Annotated in this window: 1 protein-coding gene; it reads right to left on the reverse strand. The window is 58.3% G+C overall.

The features are described from left to right. Nucleotides 1-887 (reverse strand): PLP-dependent cysteine synthase family protein (locus tag IEY31_RS18535; protein WP_229723779.1); only part of this gene is annotated, 887 nt, incomplete at its 3' end. Nucleotides 888-902 lie beyond the last annotated feature (15 nt).

A 902-nucleotide genomic window follows, 5' to 3' on the forward strand; every position in this document is an offset into this window, starting at 1 on the left:
AGATAGCGGAAACCAGAATCACATAGGAGAGTAACAACCACCGCACCTGGCTCAAGCTGCTCTGCAATGCGCAGTGCAGCCACCACATTAGCTCCCGACGACGTGCCAGCGAACAGACCCTCTTCTCTTGCGAGCCGCCGCGCCATGGCCATCGCCTCATCGGCACCAACGGTCTGGATGTCATCAACCTGGTCTGGTTGCCACAGTGGAGGAACAAAGCCGATACCGATGCCCTCGATTCGGTTCGGTCCCGTGGCTCCTCCCGACAACACAGCAGACTCAGCCGGTTCTACGGCGACAATGCGTAGTTCGGGATTCCTGGAACGCAACACTTGCCCGACGCCATGCAGTGAATGGGCCGTTCCCACAGCATGGACGAACACCCCCACTTCGCCCTGTGTCTGGGCCCAGATTTCTTCTCCCAGGGCAAAGTAACCGGTGATTGCATCGTGGTTGTTGAGTTGATCAACCCACCAGTGCCCCGGTTGGGCGGAAATCTCGCCGGCACGAGCGATCATCTGTTTGATCAGCGCCTCGGTGATCTGCCCGCCGTCGCTCGGCACCTCGTCCACGGTGGCCCCAAAGGTTGTCATGGTTCGCCTTTTCTCAATGCTGAACGCATCTGAGAACACGATATGCAGCCGATAGCCTAAAGCCGCGCAGACGAACGCCAGTGAAATACCTGTGGTGCCCGCGGTGTATTCAACGACGGTATTTCCCGGATGCAGACGCCCACTTCGAACAGCGCCCTCAATGGCAGTTCGTGCCATCCGGTCTTTCATGCTTCCAGTCGGATTGGCCCACTCCAGCTTGACAAGGATCCGGGCACCACTTTCTGGGGTAATGTTGCACAGTTCCACAAGTGGTGTATTCCCGATTCCAGCCAAGGCCCCCAGACCACC

This window comes from Deinococcus aerolatus (assembly GCF_014647055.1).
Classification (GTDB): domain Bacteria; phylum Deinococcota; class Deinococci; order Deinococcales; family Deinococcaceae; genus Deinococcus; species Deinococcus aerolatus.